General features: G+C 47.3%; 1 protein-coding gene. It reads right to left on the bottom strand.

Annotation, left to right across the window (positions count from 1 at the left end; genetic code table 11):
- A partial coding sequence (locus tag PVV66_RS09635) for a hemagglutinin repeat-containing protein (RefSeq protein WP_273719618.1) occupies positions 1-1,041 on the bottom strand: 1,041 nt, incomplete at both ends.

Genomic DNA, 1,041 nt, shown 5'->3' with positions numbered 1-1,041 from the left:
GCGCCTGCTAGTGTGGTGTTCCCTCCACTATTGCTATGAACAGTGCCGGTGCCTATAATATGGCTGTTCTTGTGGTGCACTTCATCACTGGAACCTTCCCCTTGACTAAAAGCAGCACTGCCTGTTGCCCCTGCCCCCCCCGTGCCATAACCATAGCCCACACTCATGGAAGTATTTTCACTGCTGTTTTGTGTGCTCTGCGTGTTTTGTGCACTTTCAAAGGTGATATTTTGCCCCGCTATCATATTAATATTTCCGCTCTGTGCATCATTGTTCAGCACATAAATCGGGTTTGTACCTGCAATAATATCGCTCCCCTCACCATGGATGTTTCCTTTGTGAGCATTTATGTTAACAGAACGCCCCCCTTCTATTGTCGTCGTCGTCGCTGTGGAGACTTGAGAAGAGGCTTCTGCTTTCTCACTCTTAAAGCCCACGCTCACACTGCCAGAAGCACCAGACATATTGGCAAGAACATCCTTGGTGGAGCCCCCCATACTTCCTAATGGGCTGCTCAGTCCTTTGGTTATGTTCCCCTTTTCCCCTGTATTACCACTCAACCAATCAACAAACTCCCTGCCTTTGGTAAAGAGGTGATTGATTTTCATGCCGGTCAGGATGCCATTCATAACTGTGTTATTTCCATCCTTATTATTCATGCGGTCTGCTGAATCTTTTAAGCCTTGTACCGTACCAAGGACACCAATATCCGCAGAGGCTGTCACACCGGCAAAGGTTTTTTCATGCTTTTCTTGTGCATTAGAGGTATCATCAGCTGCTGAAAACGTCACGTTATTGCCTGCATCGATGTTGACATCACGGTCTGCCGAAACATTTGCCGCTTGAAAATTCACATCATTGCCGGCATTAAAATTCGCATCATTGCCCGCATGGAAATTGGACGGCGTATTCGTCTTTTCCCATTGATCGCCTTTATCCTTGGCGCCTGCAACCCCAATCCCTACAGAAACACCACTGCGGTTCTTTTCAAACTGAATGCCAAAGCCTGTACGTTCTTCCTTTGAGTTGGTGCTATGGCTA

This window comes from Bartonella sp. AU16XJBT (assembly GCF_028618665.1).
Lineage (GTDB): Bacteria > Pseudomonadota > Alphaproteobacteria > Rhizobiales > Rhizobiaceae > Bartonella.
Note: the sequence above shows the minus strand (reverse complement) of the source record. Positions and strands in the feature narration are given on the sequence as shown.